Consider the following 26112-nt stretch of genomic DNA (forward strand, 5'->3'; position numbering starts at 1 on the left):
GATCTAGTTAGACAAGGGATTGTTTGCCTTAAACCCAAAATAGATATGACTCCCACCGACACACAGAATCCGGAGTATTACCACAAGGTGGTGGATTGCCAGTATGCCTGTCCGGCCCATACCCCGGTACCCCAATACATTCGACTTATCGCAGCGGAAAAGTATACCGAAGCCTACATGATCAACTGGGAAAGCAATGTTTTTCCGGGTATCCTTGGCAGAACCTGTGACCGCCCCTGTGAACCTGCCTGTCGGCGGGTTCGGGTAGAAGAAGAGCCTGTTGCCATCTGCCGTCTCAAACGGGTTGCTGCCGACAACAAAGGGGACGTAAAGCAACATATGCCTAAAGGGCCTTTTATCCCCAATGGAAAAAAAATCGCACTAATCGGCGGAGGCCCGGCCTCACTTGCAGTTGCGAGGGATTTGGCTCCTTTGGGTTATGAAGTACATCTTTTTGATGAACAGATAGCAGGTGGAGGGATGATGCGCAGCCAGATTCCCGCTTTTCGGCTTCCTGAGGAAGTCTTGAACGAAGAAGTAAACTACATTCTGGATCTTGGTATTCACACGCAGTTTTTCACATATATAGACAGCTTAAAAGGCGTATTGGAAAAGGATTACGATGCAGTGTTTGTGGGGACCGGCGCGCCTAGAGGAAGGGACTTGCCCAAGCTTCCAGGAAGAAAGGCTGCGGATGCGTTCATCCATATAGGTATCGAATGGTTGGCTTCAGTAGCGTTTGAACATATCGACAAAATCGGAAAAAAAGTAATCGTACTTGGCGGCGGAAATACAGCCATGGATTGCTGCCGAACTTCCCGGCGACTGGGTGGGGAAGAGGTAAAGGTTGTCGTTAGAAGTCCGTTTAGTACCATGAAGGCTTCACCTTGGGAAAAGGAGGATGCCATGCATGAGGATATTCAAATTTTTGACAACCATGTACCGCTGAGTTTTGAAATGTCAGATGGAAAACTGACCGGCATGATGTTTCAGAAGGTTAAAGCCGTCTTTGATGACAAAGGTAAGCGGCAACTGGTGCCTACGGGAGAGCCGGATGTATTTATAGCTGCAGACGAGGTGCTGATTGCCATTGGTCAGGAAAACAGTTTCCCCTGGATTGAAAGGGATTTGGGATTGGAATTTGACGAGTGGGAGATGCCCGTTGTGGATAAGGTTACCTTCCAGTCAACTGTCCCGAATGTGTTCTTTGGAGGGGATGCGGCTTTTGGACCCGAAAATGTGATTACAGCAGTGGCACACGGGCATCAGGCAGCTGTTTCGATGCATTTGTTCTGCCAAGGGAAAGACATTAAAAAGCGTCCTGACCCATATACCAATCTGTTCAGTACTAAAATGGGTATCCATGAATGGAGCTACGACAGCGAGGTAGCCAGAGACCAGCGCTACCTAGTGCCGCAGGCCGCCAAGGAAATCACATTGTTAGACCGGAAAAAAGAGGTAGAACTCGGATTTGACACACCAACTGGTTTTAAAGAGGCTCAGCGCTGCCTTAATTGCGATGTGCAAACCGTCTTCAGTGAAGACCGATGTATTGAATGTGATGCCTGTATGGATATCTGTCCGACTTCCTGCATCACCTTTACGGACAATGCCGGGGAAATGGATCTGAGGAAAAACCTGTTAGTGCCGGCAGAAAACCTGACACAGGAAATTTTGGTCTCTGATCAACTCAAAACAGGTAGGGTAATGGTAAAGGATGAAGACGTATGTCTTCACTGCGGCCTTTGCGCGGAGCGCTGCCCAACTTCTGCATGGGATATGCAGCAGTTTTTCTATAGTGTTACCAAAGCAAGTAGTATATGAGTGGTGCGATTAATCAGGTTTCCAGACCTAGTCAAGTAAATGATTTTGTTGTTCGGTTTGCTAATGTGAACGGTACCGGATCAGCTAGTGCAAACTTCCTTTTTGCAAAGGCTATATTCAGAATGGGAATTCCCGTTACTCCTAAGAATATTTTTCCCTCAAATATCCAGGGACTACCTACTTGGTACGAGGTTCGGGTTAGTGAAAAAGGGTATTTGGGAAGGCGAGAGGGGATAGACTTGGTGGTGGCAGTCAATGCCCAAAGTTTTGAAAAGGATATTCAGAGTGTTCGTGCAGGAGGTTACTTGATCTATGACAGCACCAAGAAAATGCACAACAACCTAATAAGGGAGGATATTCATTATCTGGGGATTCCCATGATGGAGATGTGTAATACACACTTTACCGATCCGCGGCAGCGGCAGTTATTCAAAAACATCATCTATGTGGGGGCTCTGTCGGTATTATTATCCATAGAATTTGAGGTGCTGGAGACCCTTCTTGCGGAGCAGTTTGCCGGAAAGGAAAAGCTGATAGCACCAAACATAAAGGCACTCAAACTGGGTGCAAATTATGTTCTGGAACAATTTCAATACCCCTTGGATTTTCATTTACAGAGAAGGGATTTGGTGAAAAGCAAGATTCTTGTTGACGGAAACACAGCGTGTGGCCTAGGTGCAGTGTATGGTGGGGCAACCGTAGTGGCTTGGTACCCAATAACCCCATCCACTTCGGTGGCGGAGGCCTTTGACAAATTTGCGGGAAAATTGCGTGTGGATAAGGTTACTGGGAAGAAAAATTATGCCATTGTACAAGCCGAAGATGAACTCGCTGCCATAGGCATGGTAATCGGAGCCAACTGGAATGGGGCCAGGTCCTTTACAGCCACAAGCGGACCGGGTGTTTCTTTGATGAATGAGTTTATTGGGCTGTCTTATTTTGCCGAAGTGCCGGCGGTATTGGTTGACGTGCAGCGGGCGGGCCCCAGTACCGGCATGCCGACCCGGACCCAGCAATCTGATGTGTTGTTGGCAGCCTATGCTTCCCACGGAGACACGAAACACATCCTGCTGTTTCCTTCCACACCCAAGGAATGCTTTGAGTTGACGGCTAAGAGTTTTGAGTTGGCCGAATACCTACAGACGCTGGTGGTGCTGATGACGGATCTGGATCTGGGGATGAATGACCATATGAGCGAACCCTTTGAATGGGACGATAATCATGAATACAACCGCGGGAAAGTGCTAACTGAGGAGGAGCTTGAAAACATGGGCAGATATGGAAGGTATCTGGATGTGGATGGCGACGGGATTCCCTACAGGACTATTCCCGGTACCCACCCGACTAAAGGAGGGTTTACTACCAGGGGAACATCCCGAGATGAATATGCCGCCTATACGGAAGACAATAAGGCCTACCAGAGAAATATGGAACGCCTGCTCGCCAAATGGGAAACAGCCAGAGAGCTTGTTCCCGCTCCAGAGGTGTACCACGAAGCAAATCAACATAATTTTGGGATTCTTTTTTACGGAACCTCCACCTATTCCTCTGAAGAAGCCAAAGATATTCTTGAAGCTAAAGGGATTGGTCTGGATGCGGTTCGGATCAAGGCTTTTCCGTTTAATGCTACCGTAAAGGATTTTATAGCTTCCCATCAACAGGTTTTCGTCATCGAACAAAACCGGGATGCCCAATTAAGATCCCTATTAATGATGGACCTTTCCATAGCACCGGAAAAACTGGTTCCGGTATTAAATTTTGACGGTATGCCAATTACGGCTGATTTTATAGCCAAATCCATTGCCTCACACCTTTTCCAAGAAAAACACCTGCAACATGACTTATATCAAACCCATATTTAGGCATCCGAAGCTGCCAAAAAACAAAATTGGCTATACCCTTAAGGAATACGAAGGGGCAATTTCCAACCTCTGTGCAGGCTGTGGGCACGACAGTATCAGTACGGCCATCGTTCAGGCCTGTTTTGATTTGTCCATAGAACCGCATAAGGTGGCTAAAATCTCGGGAATTGGTTGCTCTTCCAAGACCCCTGCCTTTTTCTTGGGCAATTCACATGGATTCAATTCTGTCCACGGGAGAATGCCTTCCGTAGCCACAGGTGCCAACCTAGCAAACAAGGACTTGGTGTACTTCGGTGTTTCTGGCGATGGGGACACGGCTTCAATCGGAATGGGGCAGTTTGTGCATGCGATAAGAAGAAATGTCAATATGGTCTATTTGGTAATGAACAACGGCTGCTATGGCCTGACCAAAGGGCAGGATTCCGCTACTGCCGACCAAGGGTCCAAAAGCAAGGCGGGATCGATTAATCCATTTCAACCCGTAGATTTGGCAAGTCTGGCGGTAGAGCTTGGAGCTACCTTTGTAGCCCAAAGTTTTAGTGGGGATAAGGGACAGCTTGTTCCGCTGATCAAAGCGGCAATCCACCATAAGGGCTTTGCCTTTATAAATGTCATTTCCCCTTGTGTCACCTTCAATAACAATGTAGGTTCGACTAAGTCATACGACTATGTGCGTGAACACATGGAAATGACTTCCAAACTTGACTTTGTTCCCCAAGAGTCTGAGATTAAGGTGGACTATGAGGAGGGAGAAATAGCACAGGTGACCATGCATGACGGTACCCGGTTGCAATTGCATAAACTGGAAAATGAATGGGATCCAAAAGACCGCCTCTCCGCGATGAATGCCATTCAACGGGCCCGGGCAAAAGAGGAAATCATTACAGGGTTGCTTTACGTAGAGACTAGATTTGGGGATTTACACGATATATTGGGAACTTCAGATATACCCTTGAACAAGCTTACCGCCAAAGAACTGAATCCAGGAGGAGCAGCGTTGGTGGAAATAAATAATGGGTTTAATTAAAACAGTTTTGATCAACAGAGTTTTTTACAAAGTGTAAACCTGTCAGGGGATAAATGTTATCCGGAATATCACGAAAAAAATATCTTTAATGCCAATAAAAATGAGTAAATATTATTTCACCCTATTCATTGTTTTGGGGAGTATAACAGCCTATGCGCAGGGTGAAGCAACTTTTAAGGAGTTTTATAAAAGTTACACTACCTACCCTTTTTCTGACCCGGACCCGGTGCCTTCTGCCAAAAAGATATATCCTTACTATCGCTTTGATGGATTTACCACCGAGGCTGTTGAAAAGGAATGGAAAGTGGTGTTGTTGGAAAATGATTATATAAGTGTACAGATCATGCCGGAAATAGGCGGAAAGGTCTGGACTGCGATGGACAAGACTAGTGGCAAAGATTTTTTTTATAATAACGAGGTGGTGAAATTCAGGGATATAGCCATGCGGGGTCCTTGGGTAAGTGGAGGTATAGAGGCCAATTATGGTATAATAGGCCATACTCCAAACAGTGCAACACCGGTAGATTACTTGGTGAGGCAGAATGAAGACGGAAGTGTAAGCTGCTTTACAAGTACTCTGGACTTATTGACAAGGACACGCTGGACGATGGAAATTAACTTAGAAAAGGATAAGGCATATTTTACCACTAGGTCTTTTTGGTTTAACTCCACAGGAATGGAACAGCCGTATTATTCATGGATGAATGCAGGCATTCCCGTAGGAAAGAGCTTAAAGTTCCTTTATCCCGGGACACATTCCATCGGGCATGGGGGAGAGGCAAGTGAATGGTCCGTAGATGAACTGGGGCGTGATTTGTCCTATTATGAGCAAAACGCCTTCGGAGGGTCAAAATCATATCATGTGTTAGGAGAACATAGTAAATATTTTGGGGCTTTATGGGAGGATGATGATTTTGGGATGATTCATTATTCAAAAAGGGAAGATAAGCTTGGCAAGAAAATTTTTTTGTGGGCACAATCAGAGGAGGGTCAGATATGGGAGGATTTGCTTACAGACGAAAGCGGTCAATATGTTGAGATTCAAAGTGGCAGATTGTTTAATCAAAATGACTTTCAAAGTAGCTTAACCCCTTTTAAGCAGATTGGATTTACCCCCTACAGCAGTGAGAACTGGACGGAATATTGGTTCCCATTTAAGGGCTTGAATGGGTTTACCAACGCCAATTTATTGGGCGCATATAATGTGAAAAATGACGGTAATGCCTTGACCATTCGGATGAATCCCGTGCAAGTTATTCAGGACAGCCTGAAAGTATTTAACAGGGAAGGGCTTGAGTTGAAAGCAGTGTATTTGGAAGCCAAACCAATGCAATTGGTTGAAATGACACTAGATTTGCCGTCTGGCGAAAAGGCATTCAAAATTGAATTGGGTAGACATAGCCTCACATTTGAAGAAAACGATGACCATCAACTTAGCAGGCCTGTGGAAATTGCAGAAGGGTTTCAGGAAAATGAAGCCTATGGCCTTTATCTACAGGGCAGGGATTTGGCAAGGTTTAGAAATTATGAAGAAGCGGAAAAAAAGATAAACGAATCCCTTGAAATAGACCCTTTCCTTTTGCCTTCTTTGGTTGAAATGGCTAAACTGAAAATCTTCAGGATGGAATATGATTCAGCGTTTTATTATTCAAAAAAAGCACTGAGTATCGATACGTATGACGGAGCGGCCAATTATTATTATGGGCAAGCTGCTGACAGGTTGGGTTTGACTTTTGATGCGTTGGATGGATTTGAAGTGGCAAGTCTTACCTCGGAGTTAAGGAATGCATCCTATACGGCTTTGAGCCAAAAGTATATGAAGCAAAGGGAATTTGGTCTAGCTGGTGAGTATGCCTTTCTCGCCTTAAAAAACAACATAGAAAATATAGACGCTTTGAGTATTTTGCTTGTGCTTTCCAGAATAGACGGAGATGATGTTCAAATGCGGGAATTGAAGGGTAGAATTCAGGAGATTAATCCCTTGAATCATTTAGTTCGTTTTGAAGATTATTACCTGAACCCTTCGGATGAAAATAGGCAGCTTTTTACCCAATTGATCCAAAATGAGATGCCTTTGGAAACCTTTTTGGAGTTAGGGATTTGGTATGCTAATCTTGGTTTATTGAAGGAAGCAATAGCGGTTATTGAATTGTCTCCCGAAAATTCGGAGACATTGTATTGGCTGGCTTGGTTGAATAAAGACCAAAATCCGGAGCAGTCTAAAACCTATTTAAGTCAGGCAGGTCAGACAAACCCTGATTTTGTTTTTCCATTTCGGGAAGAATCCGCAATCGCACTGGCGTGGGCCGCAGAGGAAGATGATGCTTGGCAGGCAAGTTACCTTTTGGCCTTGATCCATGACTACCGAGGCAACGGTGATAAGGCTATGGAAACAATTAGCCAGTTTGGTGAAGACATTGCTTTTGCTCCATTTTATGTTTTTAGATCTAGACTTTTGGATAACCAGGATTTGAAATCAAAGCTCCATAACGTTGCTTTAGCGGCAAGATTGAATCCTGATTCTTGGCGGTATGGAGTGTTGAAATCGAGATTGATGTATCAAATGGGTAATCAAAGTGAAGCGGTAAACGAGCTTCACCGTTATTTTCAAAAAAACAGGAAAAACTATATCGTTGGGCTTGAATTGGTCAGGATGCTGGTTGGTACCGAACAATATAAGACAGCCGAAAAAATACTGGCCAATATACATGTATTACCTTTTGAAGGGGCTACAGGTGCCAGGCGTTACTACAGGGAAACCAAACTGATGCTGGCACATTCTGCCATGGAAAAGCGGAATTTTAAAGAGGCTTTAAAGAAAATTGATGAAGCCGAGATATGGCCAAAACAGTTGGGAGTGGGTAAGCCCTTTCCGGGATCTATAGATGCCAATTTGGAAAACTGGATGCGGTCCCGGATTTATTCAGAAACGGGTAAAGTGCAACAGTCCCGCGATATGTTGGAAAAAGTGACCAACAAGGAAATTAGCGACTCAACCTATGTGGGTTTGATCAAAGCAATAACCTCAAAAACCGATAGGCGGCTATTTTAGGAATTTTGTAAAATCGAAAAAGTTATCATAATTTAATTCTTTGTTGATTTCTCATTTTCAGCAGGTGATTTAAACGCCCTAACTCCGACTGGAGTGACGACAACCATATAAGCCTAAAAAACAGTCTCATGAAAGTTCACTATCCCCCATTTATGATCTCAATTGCTGTTATTTTTTTTGGACTTTTCCTAACATCCAATGCGGAATCCACTTGGTGGGAAAATAATACAGCCGATCCACCCAACATCATCGTGATCTTTGCAGACGACCTGGGCTATGGAGACCTCGGTGTTTTTGGACACCCCAGCAACAAAACACCCCACCTGGACAGGATGGCTTATGAAGGACAAAAATGGACCAATTTCTACGTGGCTGCTCCCGTTTGTACTCCCAGTCGGGCCGGTCTACTTACCGGGAGATTACCCATCCGCTCAGGCATGTGCAGCGACAAAAGGAGGGTATTGTTCCCGGACTCCAAAGGCGGCCTCCCACAGACGGAGATCACCATCGCAAGGGCGTTAAAGGGTAATGGATATCAAACTGCCGCAGTGGGCAAATGGCACCTGGGGCACCAATCCCCCTTCCTTCCCACCGACCACGGTTTCGACAGCTATTTCGGGATACCTTACTCGAATGATATGGACAAGGTGGAAACAACCGACCACTTTACGTTGGCCGAAACTGAACGATATCAGGCTTACAATGTGCCAATTTTGCGTGATAAAACAGAAGTGGAACGGCCCGCGGACCAACGGACCATTACCAAACGCTATACCGACGAAGTGGTAGGCAAAATCAAAGATCTAAAGGACAAGGGACCTTTCTTTATTTACCTGGCACATTCGCTTCCCCATATTCCCCTGTTTCGTTCTGAGGAGTTTAAGGATACCTCGGTAGGAGGGATTTACGGAGATGTAATTGAGGAAGTAGACTGGTCGGTTGGACAAATTCTGGAAACCTTAAAGGAAGAAGGGATAGCTGAAAATACACTGGTTGTATTTACTTCCGACAACGGACCTTGGCATACCTTCAGGACCCATGGCGGCACAGCCGGCCTGCTACGGGGTGCCAAGGGTGGCACCTTTGAAGGTGGAATGAGGGAGCCCACCATTTTTTGGTGGCCTGGAAAAATCCAGCCTGCAGTAGTAACGGATATGGGAACTACTATGGACCTGATGCCTACTTTTTGTGCGCTCTCAAATACCAAACTTCCCGATGATCGGGTTTATGACGGCTTTGATATAACGCCTTTGCTAATGGGAACAGGTAAGGGAAAACGGGAAACTGTATTCTATTACCGGGGAGCGCAGGTGTATGCCATACGTAAGGGAGATTATAAAGCCCACTTTATAACCCAATTGGAATATGGTAACCCTACAGCCCACCCGGTAACGAATCCACCTATCCCCCTGGAAAATGGAGCCACTATATTGGAAGAACCCTTATTGTATAACGTGAATATAGATCCCGGAGAAAGGTTCAACATAGCTGCTGATCACCCGCAGATTATAGCAGAAATCAGAGAGGTATTGGCTCAACATAAAGCCGGATTGGTACCTGTGGAAAATCAGTTGGAGAAGTGATTTGGTAGGTTTTCAGTTCAAAATCAGATTAGCAGAATAGGACGGGAGTGGATAATTGAACTAGTATTTGGTGCTACCTGGATATGGGATATTTTGGGATGGGGCATTGGAGGAGAAGTCCTTACTGGCGATTTTTGGGGAGCACCTTTTCCGGAATCTGTAAGATTGCCTATGGTGTCAAGAAAACATGACCCTTTATCACGCTGGCATATCACAACCAAAAATTTCAGGCTGGGCATCGATCACTAAAGGCCAATACCTGAGGCTGAAACTAACATTAACCCAAAATTAGCGCAATAAACCCGAACTATGAAAAGAAGACACGCAGTAAAAGCTATCGCATTAGGGACAGTTACCCCTCATTTTCTATTTGGTGAGCCAAATCCAACGAAACCTGATATACAATCACTGGCAAATGTAAAAAAAGCGTTTTTTGAAAGTAGCTGGAGTAATTGGCCGGATATGCCTTGGATAGGTCCGGAGTACTGGGGTAACAGACTACAGGATTGGGAAATCAGAAATGGAAAGGCAGTATGTGTGGTCAGCGATAAAAACAGAACCCTTCATAGCCTCACTCACCAAATTCACGAAGAACAGGGAAATTTTCAATCAAAGGTCACCGTGGAATGGCTGAATCCGAATGTCCTTGGGAAGCCGGAGGCTTATATAGGATTCCGGATCGGGGCTAAAGGGACATTTGAAGACTACAGGTCTGCGGCTGTGTTTGGCGAAGGGATTGATTGTGGAATTAACGGAGTGGGGCACCTTTTTATAGGTAAAGAAACTACTGAAAGTAAATTGTCCCTGTCCGGTACTTATACCCTTCAACTTGGTGCGGAATTCCGTGACAATCAATATGAATTAAGCCTGAGCGTTTTTGAGCAAGGAAATGGCAAAGTCATTTCTTCTATAAGTTTGGAAAATATATCCAATCAGGACCTTAGCGGGAATTTGGCCTTGGTGTCCCATTTTCCTGACATGGAAGAAGGTAGTGAAAAGCCTTCTGTGGCTTTTTCCGATTGGGTAATCAGTGGTGATAAAATCAGTCAAAACAGGTATCAGGCTTTTGGTCCGATCTGCTTTGCCTATTATACCTTACATGACGGGGTTTTAAAAATGGGTACCCAATTGGCTCCAGTTGATAAAGTAAACGGGCTTAAGGTGAGTTTGCAAACGGCCAAAAGCTCCGGTTGGACCACAATTCAAGAAGGCCTACCGGACCCGTTGGGAAGGGTGGTACAGTTTAAAGTAAGGAATTGGAGCTCTATGGAAAAGGTGCCTTACCGGGTCAAACTTGAACTGCCACTAAAGGATGGGGTCTATGAATATTATTATGAAGGTTCCATCGCAGCAGAGCCAAAGGCAGCAGATAAAGTAAAAATGGCTGTTTTCAGTTGCAATGCGGATCATGGATTTCCCGATACCGAAGTCAGTGTTAATTCGCTAATGCACCGACCCGATCTAGCTGTATTTCTGGGGGATCAATTCTATGAAGGCACCGGAGGCTTTGGTATTCAAACCTCCCCCTTGGAAAAGTCCAGCCTAGATTATTTAAGGAAATGGTATATGTTTGGCTGGTCCTACCGGGAAATATTCAGAAATATCCCCTCTGTCTTTATACCCGATGACCATGATGTGTATCATGGCAATGTATGGGGAGAAGGAGGCGAAAAAGCTCCTACAGACGAAGGTTGGGGATATGTAGCCCAAGATCAAGGCGGATATAAAATGCCTGCGGAGTGGGTCAATATGGTACAATTGACGCAGACGGGGCATCTGCCAGGGCCCTATGACCCCACTCCTGTAAAACAAGGCATTACTACTTATTATACCGACTGGGTGTATGGCGGGATTAGTTTTGCCATATTGGAGGACCGCAAATTCAAAACAGCGCCAAAAAACATACTCCCCGAGGAAGCGAAGGTTTTAAATGGCTTTATACAAAATCGGGAGTTTGACATAAAAGCCCATTATGACATCGATGCGGAACTCCTGGGACAAAGACAAATGAAGTTTTTGGAACATTGGGCTACAGATTGGAGTAAGGGGGCGGAAATGAAAGCTGTATTGTCGCAGACCAACTTTTGTACCGTAGCCACGCTTCCAAAAGGGAGTATTATTGACAGTATCGTCCCCAGTCTACCCATCCCCAGCCTGGGTGAATACGTGGAGGGAGATGCCCCTACTACGGATATGGATTCCAACGGCTGGCCGCAAAAAGGCAGGGATGAAGCATTGAAGGTAATTCGGAAAAGTTTTGCTTTGCATGTGGCAGGCGACCAACATCTCGGCTCGGTGGTGCATTATGGTATAGAGGAGCATGGGGATGCGGGATTTGGTTTTGCAGGCCCTGCGTTGAACAACCTTTTTCCGCGCCGTTGGTGGCCAACCTTAGCCAAGGATCACCAACCATTACCCGGAAAACCACCCTATACCGGGAAATTTCAGGATGGCTTTGGAAATAAGATGACCGTCCATGCCGTGGCCAATCCCCGCAAGACCAATAGGCAGCCCGAGCGTATCTATGACAGAGCCACCGGCTATGCCCTGGTGACCTTTGATAAAGCGGAAAGAACCATGAAACTGGAATGTTGGCCGCGATTTGTAGACCCTGAAAAAAATCCTTCCGGCCAGTATGAGGGCTGGCCCATCACCATTGCCCAAGAGGAAAACTATGGTAGGAAAGCCGTCGGATTCCTACCTTTGCTGGACCTGAAAGGGGTGCAAAATCCAGTGGTAAAAGTAATCAATGACAAAAATGGGGAAATAGAGTATTCGTTGCCTGTAAAGGGAGAAAGCTTCCGGCCAAAAGTATTCCAACGTGGAAAATACTCACTTCATGTTCAGGATGCCGTTACGGGAAAAGAAAAGCTAATCGCTGGGATATCCCTAGCCAAAAATGAAAATGAAACCTTGACAATTACGCTGTAATACAATTATGTTGAAACTATTAAAAATGAAGAAAACCACGTTTTGCGTCTTTCATCTTGCGGCGGTCCTGATGTTTACCCAATGTCAGCGCCAGCACAATGAAGCATCTACTGACGGGCAAAACCTACCTAATATTGTCATCATCTATATGGATGACCTGGGATATGGAGATATGAGTGCCTATGGTGCTACGGAGCTACAAACACCCCATATGGACAAACTGGCAAATGGAGGTGTCCGCTTTACCAATGGCTATGCCTCATCGGCCACCTGTAGTCCCAGCAGATATGCCTTGTTGACAGGCAGGTATCCTTGGCGCAATGAAAATGCGAAGATTCTGGCGGGAACTGCTCCGCTTTTAATCGGTACCGATGAATTGACCCTTCCGAAAATGCTGAAAGGGAAAGGTTACAAAACCGCCGTCATTGGCAAATGGCATTTGGGTTTGGGTGATGGACAGGTGGATTGGAACCAACGGGTCAGTCCTGGACCCAACGACGTGGGTTTCGACTATGCTTATATCATGGCGGCCACCCAGGACAGGGTGCCCACGGTGTACCTTGAAAATGGTACGGTGCGGGGTCTGGACCCCGATGATCCCATATTGGTGGATTATGAAAAAAATTTCGAAGGAGAACCTACAGGGAAAGACAATCCGGAATTATTGCGCTTAAAGTGGCATCACGGCCACAACAACAGCATTGTGAATGGCATTCCCCGAATTGGATTTATGAAAGGCGGGGAAAATGCCAAATGGGTGGATGAGGATATGGCGGATCATTTTTTGGAGAGGACGCAAGAATACCTGCGGGAATCTAAAGATGAACCGTTTTTCCTCTATTATGCCTTGCAGCAACCCCATGTTCCCCGTACTCCCCACCCCAGATTTGAAGGCAAATCAGGCATGGGACCAAGGGGTGATGTGATTCTGGAAGCGGATTGGTGCATAGGGGAATTTATGAAAACGCTTGAAGAACAGGGGCTATTGGAAAATACCCTTGTCATTTTCACCAGCGACAACGGTCCCGTTCTGAATGACGGATATTATGATGACGCAGTGGAAAAATTAGGCGACCATACCCCTTGGGGTCCGCTCAGAGGCGGTAAATATAGTCTTTTCGAAGCAGGCACACGGGTCCCTTTTATCACCTACTGGAAAGGAAAGATCAATGGTGGGGTATCCGATGCCATGGTAAGTCAGATCGATTTCTTTTCTTCCTTTGCAAGCCTCGTAGGCAGTTCCGAGAGAAGTGAAGACGGACAGGACCTGTTGTCGGTATTTATGGGTGAAAGCCAGGTTGGCCGGGAGACCTTGGTATTGGAAGCCACTACCCGAACGGCCCTCAGACACAAGAATTGGATCATGATACCTCCCTATAAGGGTCCTGCTGTAAATACCCAAGTCAATATAGAATTGGGAAATGATGAGGCCTTTCAGTTGTATGATTTAAGCCAAGATATTGGTCAGCAAAGAAACCTTGCAAAAGAAAAACCGGATAAATTAAAAGAATTGGTGGATGTTTTTATAGGAATTCGTGGGGCGGATTTTGTTGATATTGAAGATTTAGAGTTGAAATAATGAATTCTTCTTAAATCCCCATAAACCCTCCAGGTTTTATTGGTAATAAATTAGTTGTTTAGACTAGATGGGTAAAACCTGGAGGGTTTTTCTTCAACGGTTACGAGAAGGTGCGTGCTATGGATTTTAGTTATTTGTTCAAACTAAACGGGTGAAACCTGGAAGGTTTTACTTTATCTGTTACAGGTAAGCACCTAGGATTTTAGGAGTTTTATAAAAGTCAGGTAAACCTTCACACTGAATTTTGGTTGGCAGCATAAGTAGAAAATAAACCATAATTTATTTACACGGCAAAATTTCACATCAAAGGAAGTAAAAAAGAGTCCAACGATAATTTTTTGTTAATTAAATATATTTTAGAATTTTTTATTCAATTTTTTACAACAATTGTAGAAAAAGGTTGTTTCAGGATATGTAACTAACCAAAAAAATACCATGATCAAATTGTTGAGTACGTTCGTAATGGCCCTTCTTGTAAGTGTAACAGTTCTGGCCAATGATGAGGTAGATAACCCTCTTAAGAAAAATGCAGATATGGACATCGTTGACTTGGCAGCAAGTACTGATTTCCTTTCCACCCTGGTAGCGGCAGTAAAAGCTGGAGATTTAGTGGATGTTTTGAAAGGTGACGGACCTTTCACTGTGTTTGCGCCAACTAACGAAGCATTTGCAAAACTTCCTGCCGGAACGGTGGAAGAGTTGTTGAAGCCTGAGAATAAGGCCAAACTAATAGAAGTGCTTACCTACCATGTAGTACCCGGTGTGATAAAATCTACGGATTTGAAAGACGGGCAAAAGGCGAAAACGGTGCAAGGTCAAGAGATTACAGTATCGCTAAAAGACGGAAAGGCAATGATTAACAATGCCACAGTTACCGCGGCCGATATAGAGGCAACTAACGGAATTGTTCACGTCATCGATACAGTAATCTTACCACAATAAGAATTTAGGTTGATTCAGTAATAAATCCCTACCAACCTATACGTTGGCGGGGATTTTTTTTGAGATTATTTCATCCTTAACCAAAATCGCCACCATGTCATATTTGTTTTGGGTTAGGCAAAAATCTATATCCTCCTCAATATTGTAATTCTGCAAGCGCTTGGCGTGGGATGCTTTTTTTAAGAACCCCACTAAGTCAGACTTTACTTGATTGTAAAGGGTTTCCATGGCCAACGTTCCATCACAATCATAAGGAAATTGAAGCAAAGATGTCAATGCTCCTGCGTAAAGCGAATCTTCTAAATTAAACTTGCCTTTCCATCCCGCACAAAAAATCAGGACAGGCTTATTTTTTTTCCGGATATATGTTGCAGTTGCCTCTAAATTAAGAAACGCTCCTATCAGCACCTCATGCGACCCCTCTTTGGAACGTTCTATAGCAACTGTACCATTAGTAGTTGTCATAGCAATGCGTTTTCCTTCGTACGACCGATCCAGGTAGCTTAAAGGGGAGTTTCCCAATATAAAACCATCCTCTGTTTGGCCATTTCGTTCACCTGCGATGATATATCCTGTATTGGACAGCGCGCGACAAGTTTCCAAATCCTCTACGGGCTTGATGCTTTTAACGCCGTTTGCCAATGCTGTTACCATCGTGGAAGTAGCTCTGAAAATATCAACCACAACAACAATTTTTCCACGAAGGTCGTGTAAATGTATCAGTTCGGGACTGAAACAAATTTCCAATGAATTCATATCTGCGAGTAGTTGAATTAAATTTGCAATAAGGGAAGTTTATATACCGTTGCCTCCAGCCTTTTGTTTCGCACCTCAATAATTATGATCGTGCCGGGTTTGGAATATTCTGTTGGGACATATCCCAGTCCTATACCAATTCCCATACTTGGAGACTGGGTCCCTGAAGTAACCTCGCCGATGGGTTCTCCCTCAGTATTGAGAATGTTGTAGTGGGTCCGGGGAATTCCCTTTTCATTTAAGATAAACCCTACCAACTTTTTCGCTACGCCTTGTTCTTTTTGGGCTTTCAAATTTTCGCTGTTGATAAAGGGTTTTGAAAATTTGGTGATCCACCCAAGTCCAGCTTCTAGCGGGGAGGTTTCATCCGTAATATCATTTCCATACAGGCAGAACCCCATTTCGAGTCTTAAGGTGTCCCGTGCACCCAATCCAATAGGTTGAATGCCATGATCTTTTCCAGCCTCAAAAATCGCATTCCAAATACGGGAAGCGTGTTCATTTTTAACATAAATTTCAAATCCACCAGCCCCAGTATATCCCGTAGCGGAAAGGATAACATCCGGTATCCCGGCAAGTTCACCGACTGCAAAGTGGTAGAAGGGAATCGATCTTAAGTCCACTGGGGTAAGCGACTGCAGCGTATCGAGAGCCAAGGGCCCCTGTACGGCAAAAAGGGAAAGCTCATCCGAAATATTCTGAAGCGTGGCACCTACGGTGTTATGCGTGTTGATCCAATCCCAGTCCTTTTGAATATTGGAGGCGTTTACGACAAGCATATATTCCTCTTCGGACATTTTATAAACCAGCAAATCATCTACAATGCCTCCGGTCTCATTGGGAAAGCAAGAATATTGCGCCTGTCCAATTGCAAGCTTGGAAGCATCATTGGAAGTAACCCATTGAATCAACTCCAGAGCCTTCGGTCCGGTGACTAAAAACTCTCCCATGTGGGACACATCAAAAACGCCTACCTTTTCACGGACGGTCTTGTGCTCCTCTATATCTGAAGTGTATCTGACTGGCATGTGAAATCCCGCAAAAGGGATTATTTTCGCACCCAAAGACGTGTGGATATCGTGAAGGGCTACTGTTTTGATTTCTTCCTGCATGTGTTTGATTTTTCTGGATACGTAGTAAGTGGTTTACGGCGAAATCAGGTTCTATCTGCAATTAGGCCAGTTGAGGATTTAAAATTAAACGGGAATGAGGGAATCACCTAACAAATCCCCTTTTTAATCGGTTTTATTGTCTCTTTGAATTCACGGGTACGCCGATAAAAAATGGGTCCCGAAGTAGAGACCCATTATCTGATTTCATTGCGAGTTTTTTAGCCCGCATATCCAGGATTTTGGATAAGGTTTTCGTTTACATCCATTTCGCGCTGGGGAATGGGGAAAACCATCCGGGGGTCATCATGGGAATAAATGATTTCCGCATTGATATTGTCGCGAATAGTACCCCTTGTTCGCTTTACATCGTGGATGATGTGGCCTTCATGTGCCAGTTCAAGCTTTCTTTCCAATAATATTTCCTGTAGACTCAATGTGGTTTTTGCAGGCAAATCCACCCTGGCTCTTATCCTGTTGATGTCTTCCAAGGGAGTGGCACCGGTCGAAGTTCCTTCCCTAAAGTTTGCTTCCGCCCTTGTCAGGTACATTTCCGCAAGTCGGACTACTTTCACATTTTTAAATTGCTGGCGCCATTTGTCAGTTCGTAGGTCTTCCGCTCGGATGCTAAATTGGGTCAAGCGTTGGTCTTCCGCTTCATACAGGGCGATGTGGTTTTGCAATATCGTGATATCTCCCCCCCGCGCTCCTTCGTCGGGAGTAGAATAGAATAGGTGCATATCATTAGTTCCGTCTTGGGTATTTACCTGGATAGAAAATAAATCTTCGCTGGTGTCTGCATCATTATTAAAGGCATTCATAAACCCGCTTGTAACCAAAGATTTTCCCGCTTCTGTCGCAGAAATTATCGCTCGGTTTGCCGCGTCTCTTGCATCTCCAAAACGCTCCATTTGCAGATATACCCTCGAAAGCATAGCTGAAGCAACATGATTTTTCGCAAAAACTCCGTTAGTTGGAGGAAGAAGGCTCTCCGCTAGCGTTAAATCCGCCAGAATTTGCTGATAGACTTCGGCTACTGTATTTCGCACGACGAAATCTTCCTCTGAAATGGTAGTAGTGGGAGTCAATACTAACGGAACCCCTAAATTCTCAGTAGTACTTCCAGCCGAATAAGGTAATCCGTAAAATTTCACCAATTCGAAGTATAAGGCGCCGCGGATAAATAATGCCTCTCCTCTTACGCGGTCCCTGTCCTCTTCATCGACTACATCAATAACACTAAGAATATTATTTGCGATGTTGATGGCATTATAGGCAGAGATCCATGTATCCGTTATAAATGAATTGTTGGTGAAAATAGCTTTGTTATATACCTCCCTTGGCTGGTTATAGGTCCCTTCCCATCTAATTTCATTGTTGGATCCTAACATTTCTCCGTAAAGCTGTATCCATCCGCCGTAAAGTTCGACAGTTCGTAATTTAGCATAAGCGCCAATTAATACCCTTTTTATATTTGCGTCGCTGCTTAAGGCAATCGTTTGGTCGACACTTTGCGGAGGTAGAAGTTCAAGTTGATCTTCGCAGGAATAAAAAAAGAATATGCCCACTATTAATCCCAGTAATGTTATGTGTTTTTTCATCTGATTTAACTGTTTAAAATCCCGCATTAATTCCCAAAGAAAAAGTTTTGGCTTGAGGTGCTGAGTAGAAGTCATTTCCCTGAAACACGTTGTCGGCTAGGTAATCCGCATTCACCTCCGGATCCCATCCTGTATAATTGGTGAATGTCAGTAAATTTTGTCCCATAAAATAAATCCGGGCACTGCTCAACTTCATTTTTTCCAGCCAGCTGTTTGGAAGGTTATATCCTATACTCAGGGTTTTCAATCGTACGTAGCTTCCGTCTGAAATATACCGGCTGCTGGCATTACACCCATTACAAGAGTTAAGCCGGGCCTGAGGAATGTTGGTAATATCGCCAGGATTTCTCCATCGGTTAAATTGGTCAGCCGTGGAGTTGTCAAACCAGTCGCCGTTTGCAGAGTAAAATCCTCCTCCTCCCTGATAAATATCATTTCCGAAAACACCCTGGAAAAGAAATGAGGCATCAATATTTTTATAGGTTATAATGTTATTGATCCCAGCAATAAATGCGGGGTTTGGATCTCCTACTATCATTCTTTGCGCTTCATCAAAATCATTGGTTGTTTCAGTTAGCGTCTCATCCAGATAATATAGGGCATCCCCATTTGCCGGGTCTACTCCAGCATACTTTTGCCCATAAAAGGCACCGATTGATTCTCCGATAAATACACCATTTAGAAACCGGGAATTTGAAGGTGGGATGGACGTCTGATTTGGCCCAAGAGCCCGTACTCGGTTAACATTTCTAGCAAAATTCAGTGAAGTTCTCCAGGAGAAATCCTGTGAGACATAATTGGTCGAGTTTAACACAAGTTCAAAACCTGTATTCTGCATGCGTCCAATGTTTTGAAACTGAGTGATAAACCCACTGGTAGATGGAATGGGAACTTCCAATAGCAGATCGTTGGTGATTTTGTCATATACGTCAATTTCACCCGTGATTTTATCATCAAAAAGCCCAAATTCGATCCCTAAATTGAGCTGATTGGTTCGCTCCCAGGTCAAGTTTGGATTGGCTATTTGTGTGGGTTGAAGCCCAGGCTGCAAATTGTATGAGGCGGAGCCGTATAAACCATAATGTGCATAATTTCCTATTTCAGCGTTTCCAGTAGAACCATATGATCCCCTAACTTTAAGTAAACTAAGGGTATTGTTTCCCTTAAGGAACTCTTCCTCCGAAACCAACCAACCCACGGAAGCCGCTGGGAAAAAGCCATATCGTTTATTTGGACCGAACCGAGAAGAAGCGTCATACCTTCCACTAAGTGTCATAAGGTATTTATCATCCAATTTATAATTAATTCGGGAGAAATAAGAAAGAAAGCTGAAGTTGTTTAACGTCGACTCACCCAAAACGATATTGGCAGCCGCCTGTAATTTTCTCAAATCATCCAAGGGGAACTCTTGTCCGTCCACGCGTGTGTAGTCTGTGTCAGACCGCTGAAAAGCCATACCCGCAACAGCTTCAAAGTTATGTCTTAGGGCAAAGTTTTTTGTGTAGGTGAAATAGTTGTTAGTATTGTAGTTAAATGTCCGCAACCATCTTGAACTACCAAAACCGCTCACCGCCAATCCCGAATTGGTTCTTGATCCGAAATACCGGTCATCATTCTGATTCAACACATCCACTGCAAAATCCGATCTGAACCTCAGGTCATTATTGAATTTGTACTCTCCAAAAATACTGGTGATATTTCTGAAATTTGTGGTCAACCATTCGGCATTTTCCGAGTCGATCAAATTGTTATAATAGGTAGTTGTTGGACGGTCGTAAAGATTTCCATCTAAATCTCTGATTGGAGTAATCGGGGCAAGAGCGACTAACTGAATTGGATTGTTAAATTGGTTGTCATCAGCTAATTTGGTAGTAGTCGTTCTGGATAGGCTGAAGTTTGCACCTATGGTAAAATTGTCTGATACCTTATGGTCTAGATTTAATCTGCCCGATATACGCTGAAATTTATTCCTTATCATAATGCCGTCCTGCTGATCCAAGGCAGACGAGAAATAAAACCTCGTTTTTTCATCTCCACCGCTGGCTGAAAAATTCACGTTTAATACTCCAGCTCCCGGATTAAATGCTTGATCTTGCCAGTCGGTATCGGTTTCTCCTTCTCTCCAATTGCTATGCCCCGCATGTCGGGTAAGCCTATTTTCCACAAATTCCAGCTGAGATTCTTCATAGTCAGCCGGATTGTTAATGGGATCAATACCTGCGGATAAATCGACATTATATCCTGATTCCCTCATCAGCTCTACGTATTGCCCTGCGTTTAGGAATTCATTTTTACGGGTCGGGCTGCTTACACCCCGCTGAATGCCCACGTTAAATTTGGTTTTGCCAGCAGTACCGGATTTAGTAGTAATTAGCACCACTCCGTTTGAGGCCCGGGCACCATAGATCGCTGCTGCGGAGGCATCCTTCAACACTTCAAAGGATTCTATATCAGCAAAGTTAATATCTGAAAGGGGGTTACTGTAGCCGATTGTTCCATCTGACGTCATTGGAATGCCGTCAATAACATACAATGGTTCATTCCCTCCTGATATGGAAGTAGCCCCCCGTACACGGATTTTCACTCCTTCACCCACTTTTCCGCTGGATGATTCTACAAAAACACCAGCCATTCTTCCCTGAAGTGCTTCTTGAAAAGTTGGAACCGGCACGTTTTGGATGTCTCCTCCTTTGAGTGAAGCAACATTCCCGGTTAGATCACCTTTTGTGATACTGCCATACCCTACCACGATCACCTCCCCAAGTGATCTGGCATCTACCTGTAGCGTAATGTCGAAAGTGGTCCGATCTCCCACCAAGGCTTCTTGGCTCATAAATCCGATATATGAAAACAACAGGGTCTCGGTAGGAGCCGCCTGAATGGTGAAGCTTCCGTCTATATCTGTGATCGTGCCTCGTACTGTCCCATCAATCCGTATATTTACTCCCGGAAGGGGGAAATCATCCTCACCGGAAACAACTGTTCCCGTAATTTGTCGGTTTTGTGCATTGGCAGCCCATGCACAAAAAAACAACAGACCAAATAGAATTAGTAAATATTTACTCATAAGATTTTAATTGGTTAGAATGACAAATTTGATTAAATTTTAATCTTTTTTCCGAAATACAGGTCTAATATTATCTCTTGGAATACTTAATTTCACATAGAATATTATGTGTTAATTTCTAGGCAGGGGGTAGATTTTTTGATTTTTGTTTAGGGAATTGTAGGGGTGATTGCTGTTTCGACTTTAAATTTACACCTAATTTTGGAAAAAGTAAATTTTTAAACAACTAAGGTTTTTTGACCCTGGCAAGAGTTAGAGTAAATAAAAAAACACCCCAAAACAATTGTATGGGGTGCTTTACATTTCTATGTAAGAAATTTATGTTGTCAAACTTTAATTTTAGAAAAAAAAAAAGGGGCGGAACGTTAACTTTCCTTTAGGTTGATTTTATAATAGTATTCTATACGGAAAAACTTTCTCCACAGCCACAAGTTCGGGATGCGTTAGGATTGACAAACTGAAATCCCTTACCATTCAGCCCATCAGAAAACTCCAATACCGTTCCGGCAAGATAAAGCAGGCTTTTTCTGTCAACGATTATTTTCACCCCCTTATCCTCAAATACCTGGTCGGTATCTGTGAGTTGTCCATCGAAGTCCAGATCATACATCAGACCGGAACATCCCCCCCCTTTGACGGATACACGGATGTTTTCTGCCTCACTCCGGTTTTCCATTTTCTTTAATTCTAATATTCTGTCCTTGGCTTTTTCTGAAACGATAATCATAATAGTAAACTATTTTAGCTGCTGATTGTACATGTAGCAAGTTGAAAACGGTTTCAATATAAAAATAATTCAATCTACGGGAAAGTTATTTTCAGTTTTTCTCCGATACGTTGTAGACCTATTTCCTTCTTTATCTTATATTCGGATAAATTGAAACAAACAAAAATATATGAAAGTAGAACATATCGGTATTGCTGTCGAGGAATTGGAGTCATCCAACCGACTATTTGAAAAATTATTGGGCTTCCCACCCTATAAGGAGGAATCGGTTGATTCCGAAGGGGTTATTACTTCTTTTTTCAAATTGGGAGATAGTAAGCTGGAATTACTGCAAGCTACCCACGCTGACAGCCCCATTGCCAAATTTTTGAATAAAAGGAAGGAAGGCATTCACCATGTCGCATTTGAAGTAGAAGATATCAGCAGTGAAATCATCCGTTTGGAGAAGGAGGGTTTCAAGTTGATCACCCCAACACCCAAAAGAGGGGCGGATAATAAATTAGTTGTATTTTTGCATCCAGGCACCACAAATGGAGTATTGGTAGAATTGTGTCAGGAGATAAAGGAAACCACGGAAAATGACAAAGAGAACAGAAATCAGTGAAATTGGCGAATTTGGCCTTATTGAAAGATTAAGTCAACAAATAGATATCAAACATCCATCCACGGTCAAGGGAATAGGGGATGATGCTGCCGTTATATCCCATGGGGACCTGATGCAGGTCGTTACCACGGACCTGTTGCTGGAGGGGGTTCATTTTGACTTGAGTTATTGTCCATTAAAACATCTTGGCTTTAAGGCTGTCGCTGTGAACGTAAGTGACATTGCGGCTATGAATGCCATCCCTAAACAAATAACCGTCAGCATAGCCCTCTCCAACCGCTTTCCGGTTGAGGCCGTGGAGGAATTGTACGAGGGGATCAATATGGCAGCAACACATTACAATGTGGATGTGGTAGGCGGGGATACCACTTCTTCCAGGTCAGGGCTTGTCCTTTCTGTGACTGCTCTTGGGGAAACTTCCAAAGAACTGCTTGCCTATCGATCAGGAGCAGGGGTAAATGATATATTGTGCGCAACGGGCGATCTTGGGGCGGCACTGATAGGACTTCAGGTACTGGAAAGAGAGAAACAGGTTTTCCTGGCTAACCCGGATATGAAGCCTGATTTGGATAAGTATTCCTACATTACCGGCAGACAGCTAAGACCGGAGGCACGCATGGATATCATCCACGAGCTAAGAGACCTTCAGGTGGTTCCTACCAGCATGATGGATATTTCTGATGGCTTGGCCTCGGAGCTTTTCCATATCTGCAAAGCCTCCGACGTCGGTGTGCTGATCTACGAAGACAAACTGCCCATTGATAAGCAAACTTATGACACGGCCGTTGAATTTGGCATCGATCCGATCACCTGCGTGCTCAATGGCGGTGAAGATTATGAATTGCTCTTTACTATCCGACAGGAAGATTTCCAAAAGTTGGAAAAGCATCCCGATGTCCATTTTATCGGACACGTAACACCTGCGTCGGAGGGGAAATTTCTGGTCACCAAGAGCGGAACGGCTGTGGAATTAAAAGCCCAGGGATGGAAACACTTTTAAAACATAAAATCAATTACCCAACGATTAGGCGTATATCCTAATCGTTGGGGTAGGGGATAAACAGAAAGTTTGTGAATGTCTCATCAACCACGAACAGGCAACAGAACTCATCCGGGTCCTTATAGGTTTGTTGAAACCGTTCCACAGCCTCCTCTTCGATTAATTTGCGTTGGACAAATTCATCCAAATAAGTAATGTAGTAGTTCCAGTCGGTCTGCACATTCTTGCGGTCCAAAAGAAGCTGCCCGATGGGTTGGGGCACCTTGCTGATTGGAAATATGGGGTAATCGGAGAACTTTCTCGATTTGACCTGATAGGCCGCCTCCTTTAAGGTGTCGCATACTTTTATAAAATCTGCTGTTATCGTTCCCAGATATTTACCGTTTAGCTCGGGATCATTTTCATCTCTCATGCGCTAGGGGATTTTTTAGTTAGCAATACGACATTTTCTACATGGTAGGTTTGGGGAAACATATCTACAGGCTGAATGGCCGTCACGTCATATTTTTCAGCAAGTAGGGCAACATCCCTAGCTTGTGTTCCCGGATTGCAACTGACATAGACAATTTTAGGAGCTTCCAAATCAAGTAGCGTCTGGACTACATCCGCATGCATTCCTGCCCGGGGCGGATCGGTAATCACTACATCCGGGCGGGCATGTTGCTGGATAAATTCTGCTGTAAACATGTCCTTCATGTCTCCCGCATAGAACCTTGTGTTAGTCAAGCCATTAATTTCAGCATTGAGTTTGGCATCCTCAATGGCTGCTTCCACATATTCTATTCCTATCACTTCTTTGGCCTGCCTGGCTACAAAGCTGGCGATAGTACCTGTTCCCGTATACAAATCATAGACCACTTCTTCGCCAGTAAGGCCCGCAAATTCCCTAGCCACTTCATAAAGCCGTTGGGCTTGGGCAGGATTGGTTTGGTAAAATGATTTTGGTCCAATTCGGAAGCGAAGTCCTTCCATTTCTTCCTCTATATGATCCCTACCTGAGTATGTGATTACATCCAGATCATGAAATGTCTCATTTTTCTTCAGGTTAACAACATAGAGTAAGGAAGTGATCTGAGGGAAATTTGTTTTAAGGAAGCTCATAACCTTTTCGATAGCCTCAGCATTGTCCTCGCCGAACTGAACGATGACCATGGTCTCAGTGGTAAGCGTATTTCGGATGATGAGGTTTCTCAGAATACCCGTCTGCTTGACGATGTCATAAAAGCTGATAGCCTCTGCCAATGCAAAACTTCGCAGGCTGTTTCTAACCTCGTTGGAAATTCCTTCCTGCAAATAACAGTGTTGTATATCAACGATCTTATCGAACCTTTTCGGGACGTGAAAACCGAGTGCGCTTCGCTCAAAGGTTTCTCCACTGTCAATTTCTTCTTTTGTCAGCCATCGGTTGTTGGAAAACGTATAGTCCAGCTTGTTTCTGTAGTAGGTACTGCTGGCTGCGCCGATGATGGGTTGTACTTCAGGGATGGGCACCTTGGCGATCCGCTGAAATTGGTCGATTACCTGCTGCCGCTTATAGCTCAGCTGTAGGGGATAGGAGATGTGCTGCCATTTGCATCCCCCACATACGCCAAAATGACTGCAGAAAGGCTCCTCCCGGTCAGGGGAGTAGTGTTGAATATGAATCACATCCCCTTCCAAAAAACTGCTTCTTCCCTTAGTCACCCGGACGTCTACCACATCGCCTGGAGCAACCTGGGACACAAATACCACCTTTCCCTCATAGTGGGCAACGCATTTCCCCTCTGACGCAATCCGTTCTATAGTCAGTCCTTCAAGGACCTGATGCTTCATTTTTCTCGACATAGGGTGCAAAATTAAAGAATTTAATCTAGGGGTATGCAGTAGACCTGATAATTTGTTATTTCAGTGCCAATAGAGATTTGCTACCCGGTGATCCCATTTTGATAAGATATGAGGTAGATCATCCCGAAAACAATGCCTATGAGGCGAGGATTGTGAAAAAATACAATAGGTCCATTGGAAATGTCGGTAGTAGGGAGATCAAAAAAAAATGACCACTAAAAAGTTTTTTTCTTTTTTCAGGATGAAGTGGACGTGCAAAAGACTTAAAACCACATAGAAACATAGTACACATAGTAGTTCAAAGGAGAGCTACGTGTTTTTTTGGAGTTCTTTTCGTACTAATGTGGTTCTCTTTTTTAGCGCAAAGGCCGCAGAGATATCAAAATGCTCTATGAGAATTACTGTGACTAATGTGGTTAAAAAAAGGCAACTTAGAAGTTCTTTTTCTTTTTTCAGTATGAAGCGGACGTGCAAAAGACTTAAAACCACATAGTAACATAGTACACATAGTTCTTTTTTAGCACAAAGGCGGGGACGGATATCAAAAACCTCTATGTGAACTACTGTGAACTATGTGGTAAATAATGACCACTAAGTACTCGAAGAAGGGACAAAGAATACAGC

General features: G+C 44.1%; 17 protein-coding genes. 10 read left to right on the forward strand and 7 right to left on the reverse strand.

The window, feature by feature from the left end:
• Window positions 1–45: 45 nt before the first annotated feature.
• The 8 genes from FQ608_RS05555 to FQ608_RS05590 all read left to right on the forward strand — a co-directional run bounded on the left by FQ608_RS05555 (window position 46) and on the right by FQ608_RS05590 (window position 14800).
• The gene (locus tag FQ608_RS05555; protein WP_158856833.1) at window positions 46–1824 is read left to right on the forward strand and encodes an FAD-dependent oxidoreductase; all 1779 of its coding nucleotides are present in this window, start codon (window positions 46–48) and stop codon (window positions 1822–1824) included.
• A complete protein-coding gene (locus FQ608_RS05560; protein ID WP_158856834.1) occupies window positions 1821–3686 on the forward strand; it encodes a 2-oxoacid:acceptor oxidoreductase subunit alpha in 1866 nt (621 codons plus the stop codon). Before FQ608_RS05555 ends, FQ608_RS05560 begins: the two co-directional genes overlap by 4 nt.
• Window positions 3661–4713, forward strand: a complete 1053-nt coding sequence (locus FQ608_RS05565; protein ID WP_158856835.1) for a 2-oxoacid:ferredoxin oxidoreductase subunit beta — start codon at window positions 3661–3663, stop codon at window positions 4711–4713. Before FQ608_RS05560 ends, FQ608_RS05565 begins: the two co-directional genes overlap by 26 nt.
• Window positions 4714–4813: 100 nt before the next feature.
• Window positions 4814–7765: a DUF5107 domain-containing protein gene (locus FQ608_RS05570; protein ID WP_158856836.1), complete on the forward strand. Its 2952-nt coding sequence runs from the start codon at window positions 4814–4816 to the stop codon at window positions 7763–7765.
• 128 nt (window positions 7766–7893) lie between these two features.
• Window positions 7894–9348 carry a sulfatase family protein gene (locus FQ608_RS05575; protein WP_234364079.1) on the forward strand — a complete coding sequence of 485 codons (1455 nt, stop codon included), beginning with the start codon at window positions 7894–7896 and terminating at the stop codon, window positions 9346–9348.
• Window positions 9349–9657: 309 nt separating this feature from the next.
• A complete protein-coding gene (locus FQ608_RS05580) occupies window positions 9658–12279 on the forward strand; it encodes an alkaline phosphatase D family protein (RefSeq protein WP_158856837.1) in 2622 nt (873 codons plus the stop codon).
• Between the two features lie 25 nt (window positions 12280–12304).
• Window positions 12305–13858, forward strand: coding sequence for a sulfatase family protein (locus FQ608_RS05585; protein ID WP_158856838.1), 1554 nt, complete (start codon window positions 12305–12307; stop codon window positions 13856–13858).
• A 435-nt stretch (window positions 13859–14293) separates the two neighbouring features.
• Window positions 14294–14800 carry a fasciclin domain-containing protein gene (locus FQ608_RS05590; protein WP_199856317.1) on the forward strand — a complete coding sequence of 169 codons (507 nt, stop codon included), beginning with the start codon at window positions 14294–14296 and terminating at the stop codon, window positions 14798–14800.
• Window positions 14801–14836: 36 nt separating this feature from the next.
• On the opposite strand, the gene FQ608_RS05595 is transcribed toward FQ608_RS05590, so the two are convergent.
• The 5 genes from FQ608_RS05595 to FQ608_RS05615 form a co-directional block, all read right to left on the reverse strand.
• The gene (locus FQ608_RS05595; protein WP_158856839.1) at window positions 14837–15556 is read right to left on the reverse strand and encodes a 2-phosphosulfolactate phosphatase; all 720 of its coding nucleotides are present in this window, start codon (window positions 15554–15556) and stop codon (window positions 14837–14839) included.
• A 17-nt stretch (window positions 15557–15573) separates the two neighbouring features.
• On the reverse strand, window positions 15574–16668 hold the full coding sequence (gene gcvT, locus FQ608_RS05600; RefSeq protein ID WP_158856840.1) for a glycine cleavage system aminomethyltransferase GcvT: 1095 nt from the start codon (window positions 16666–16668) through the stop codon (window positions 15574–15576).
• Between the two features lie 218 nt (window positions 16669–16886).
• Window positions 16887–18266: a RagB/SusD family nutrient uptake outer membrane protein gene (locus FQ608_RS05605; RefSeq protein WP_158856841.1), complete on the reverse strand. Its 1380-nt coding sequence runs from the start codon at window positions 18264–18266 to the stop codon at window positions 16887–16889.
• Between the two features lie 13 nt (window positions 18267–18279).
• Window positions 18280–21333 carry a SusC/RagA family TonB-linked outer membrane protein gene (locus FQ608_RS05610; RefSeq protein WP_158856842.1) on the reverse strand — a complete coding sequence of 1018 codons (3054 nt, stop codon included), beginning with the start codon at window positions 21331–21333 and terminating at the stop codon, window positions 18280–18282.
• Window positions 21334–21733: 400 nt separating this feature from the next.
• A complete protein-coding gene (locus FQ608_RS05615; RefSeq protein ID WP_158856843.1) occupies window positions 21734–22060 on the reverse strand; it encodes a HesB/IscA family protein in 327 nt (108 codons plus the stop codon).
• 169 nt (window positions 22061–22229) lie between these two features.
• On the opposite strand from FQ608_RS05615, the gene mce reads away from it, so the two are divergent.
• Both mce and thiL read left to right on the forward strand, forming a co-directional pair.
• Entirely contained in the window at window positions 22230–22664 is a 435-nt protein-coding gene (gene mce / locus FQ608_RS05620; protein WP_158856844.1) for a methylmalonyl-CoA epimerase, read from the forward strand.
• Entirely contained in the window at window positions 22639–23664 is a 1026-nt protein-coding gene (gene thiL / locus FQ608_RS05625; RefSeq protein ID WP_158856845.1) for a thiamine-phosphate kinase, read from the forward strand. The genes mce and thiL overlap by 26 nt, the downstream gene beginning before the upstream one ends.
• A 37-nt stretch (window positions 23665–23701) precedes the next feature.
• Here the strand turns inward: thiL and FQ608_RS05630 are convergent, their stop codons facing one another.
• Together FQ608_RS05630 and rlmD are read right to left on the reverse strand one after the other, a co-directional pair.
• Entirely contained in the window at window positions 23702–24076 is a 375-nt protein-coding gene (locus tag FQ608_RS05630; protein WP_158856846.1) for a hypothetical protein, read from the reverse strand.
• Entirely contained in the window at window positions 24073–25488 is a 1416-nt protein-coding gene (rlmD, locus tag FQ608_RS05635) for a 23S rRNA (uracil(1939)-C(5))-methyltransferase RlmD (protein ID WP_158856847.1), read from the reverse strand. The genes FQ608_RS05630 and rlmD overlap by 4 nt, the downstream gene beginning before the upstream one ends.
• Window positions 25489–26112: the final 624 nt, after the last annotated feature.

Origin of the sequence: Lunatibacter salilacus, from assembly GCF_009797935.1 — a bacterium.
GTDB classification, from domain to species: Bacteria; Bacteroidota; Bacteroidia; order Cytophagales; family Cyclobacteriaceae; genus Lunatibacter; species Lunatibacter salilacus.